Genomic DNA, 2,741 nt, shown 5'->3' on the forward strand with positions numbered 1-2,741 from the left:
TCGGCAGATATCTTTGACCAGCCGTCCTGCCTCTACCGATTTCAATATCCCGATGATCTGGTTCTCGCTAAATCTGCTCTTCCTCATCTTCGTCCTCCTGGGCTTAAGTTTGCCCGAAGAACTCCAGTTATGCATGGACCGTTTTAGGGGAGGTTTACACCCCGATCCATAGAAGACGGAGCCTATGGAAGGCAAATGCAAGGGCAATCCCTGGCAATTCGGGAGTATCGGGCAATCCGCGAATATCGGCTGTTTCAAGCGACGTTAATGCTTTTGCCTCTGACGGTGGTCCGGAGCCCGTAACCGGCTGGCGCCAATTTATTGGCGAAAGGTTGCATGGCACTCCACGCAATATTGCATGGTTTTGTTCAATGCGCGCAGCGACGTATTCATGTTCCTGGTTTTCAACACATCGCCGAGATCGTCACCGCTCTTGTGGAAAGCGAGCCCCAGCGACTTGAAATTCTTGTTTTCGAACATGTTGCACATTGCCTGCATGTCCGCAGTCAAGCCAAGCTTGGCATGGGCTATTTTGGAAGCCTCATCGAATTTGTTTTCCGAAATCAAGCCGGTAATCGATTTGATCGCCTCCATATGCTCGCGCATATTCGACAACTGATGCTGCTTCATTTGCGCCGGCAGGCCAAGGGAAATGCGCGTGTCCGCCATATGCATTTCGTGCTGATGGTTGTCATGATGCGTCATTCCGTCTTTTGCAAATGCTGCATTAAAACCAACTGCACCGATGAATACTGAAGCGGCTATCCAAACTTTTTTCATGTTCTAACTTCTCCTGTAATTGAGATCAGCCAGTGCTGGTCTCGTTGGTTAAGGCAGGATTTCTCTATTTCATCAAGAAAAATTCTGCCGGTCGTTATTTCGGACAATCTCAAGACTTCGGCAAATGAAGCACCATGCCGGAGCCGAGAGTGATGTTATCGATATGGCCAGTCATCTTGTCGGTGCGCGAGACAAAATGAATGTGAATCGCATTTTTCAGGCCGCTATCGCGCTTGATCGCCGGTGCATATTCGGCAATGAATACTCCTGGATGATGTTCGGAATAGAACCCGATGATGTCAACAGGCTCATTGTTGGTCACATAGGGCTCCTTGGATTTTACAAACAATTCATTGGTGATGGCTTTACCCTCAGTGCGGTCAACATTGATGTGCCACTTGATTTCTGCCGGCATCCCCGAAAGTCGAAAGGGGAATGGCTTGGTTATGTCAATTCCTGCGTTGCCTGCTTGAGCTTTCACAAAGTTTTGCAGATCAACATAGCTCTTTATGGCCTCTGGAATGGGGATGTTCTGCCACTGTGCCTGATCAGTCCAAACCAGGAAAAATGCGCCGTGGTTATGGGATTGCTCAACCACTTTTCCGCTGTGCCGTACTTTGCTCACATAAGGTTTCCCGTCAAGAATTGTGATTTCTCCATCAAGTCCCTCAACCGGGCCAACACCATAAATTCCTGGTCGCTCCGGCAGGGATTCCAGCGACATGACCCGCTCGGCTTTGCCTTTGGTGAAAATGTCTTTCTGGGCACCGGTGTACTCGACCAGGCCTTCTTTGGTCGAAATGATGCCGGTAGTGGTACATGCGGCGACAATGCAGACGCCAAAAATGGCTAAATATTTTTTCATGACGATTGTTTTCTCCATTATTTGGTCACACCATCAACAACGATGGGGCAGCCACTATAAACGGGCATCTTGTAATGAAGTATGACTGAAATCATATTGACGAGCCGGGTTGCCGTTGCATCAGGGTCAGTGTTTGCCCTTGCCGTTGCAGGATGCCTTCCCGTTCCATTTCAGCCAGGGTGCGATACAGCGCTTCGTGGCTTGCCCCCAGCTCCGTCGCCCAGCGAATGATGGGCTGATCCAGTTCCACGCGCCCCTCTTTGCCGCGATCCACCAGGTAGTGGATGACACGCAAGCGCAGGCTTTTCAGGCCCAGGCGTTCCTGGGACGCGCGTTGTCGGCGGAGGTTACGTGACAGCGTGGCGATCCATTCCATGGCGAAACCGGGGTCGTTGGCCAGGCAGTGGCGCAGGGTCTCGGCGGGCAAGCGCAGGCAACGCCCGGGACGGGTGCAGATCGCATCACAATGATAGTGTGTGCCGAACAGGCTGGCTTCGGCGAAGAAATCACCTTCGCGGGCGCGGTGCAGGACAATCTCGGTGCCCTCTGGCGAAAAACGCGTCAGGCACACTTCACCTTCAACTACGCGATAAACGGCATCTGCTTCATCACCGAAGCGAAAAATATACTGCCCCTTCCTTATATCTAAAGGACGCGCAGCCAATCGAAGCGTATCCGGGAATTGTTCTATCCAATCTTCTGTCAAGATTGTTCTCCATTAATTTGTGTACTGGAAAATACCGCATGATTATCACCTTCGTGGTGCTCGCCTGGTATCACATCATATTCGATGGATAGGAAATCCAACCACCAAGTCAAATCAAACACGCGCCGGAATCCTCATATCCGATTTTCACCCTACAGACTTGTGAAATTCCCCGCACCCATGGCAAGAATTTGCCGTGCCGCCCCCTAAACACACCCGCACCACGAGGCAACTTAAACCCTCGGCACAACCGCCCCCGAACGAGACACCTTTCTCATCCCGCACTCCTCACCACGCCACCCGCTGATCAAACTCAAACACCGGTTCGGGCTGGGGTGATGACTCCCATTGAGGATCGTTGCCCGCCTGCTCCGAAGCTCTTGCGGCTTC

The 2,741-nt window shown here is 51.7% G+C and carries 4 protein-coding genes; all 4 read right to left on the reverse strand.

Features of this window, described 5'->3' with window-relative positions; genetic code table 11:
• A partial coding sequence (locus Q8O80_RS19610) for a transposase (RefSeq protein ID WP_305582453.1) occupies positions 1-87 on the reverse strand: 87 nt, incomplete at its 3' end.
• Positions 88-318: 231 nt separating this feature from the next.
• On the reverse strand, positions 319-780 hold the full coding sequence (locus Q8O80_RS19615; protein ID WP_305582447.1) for a hypothetical protein: 462 nt from the start codon (positions 778-780) through the stop codon (positions 319-321).
• A gap of 109 nt (positions 781-889) precedes the next feature.
• Positions 890-1,663 (reverse strand): acetolactate decarboxylase, encoded by a 774-nt coding sequence (locus tag Q8O80_RS19620; protein ID WP_305582449.1) that lies wholly within the window; start codon positions 1,661-1,663, stop codon positions 890-892.
• 73 nt (positions 1,664-1,736) lie between these two features.
• A complete protein-coding gene (locus Q8O80_RS19625; RefSeq protein WP_305582451.1) occupies positions 1,737-2,351 on the reverse strand; it encodes a Crp/Fnr family transcriptional regulator in 615 nt (204 codons plus the stop codon).
• Positions 2,352-2,741 lie beyond the last annotated feature (390 nt).

Origin of the sequence: Devosia sp., assembly GCF_030689745.1 — a bacterium.
Lineage (GTDB): Bacteria > Pseudomonadota > Alphaproteobacteria > Rhizobiales > Devosiaceae > Devosia > Devosia alba.

Bases quoted from the DNA above. Each gene is read 5' to 3' on its own strand.
- Q8O80_RS19615 (WP_305582447.1), bottom strand. From the start codon at position 780: ATGAAAAAAGTTTGGATAGCCGCTTCAGTATTCATCGGTGCAGTTGGT.
- Q8O80_RS19620 (WP_305582449.1), bottom strand. From the start codon at position 1,663: ATGGAGAAAACAATCGTCATGAAAAAATATTTAGCCATTTTTGGCGTC.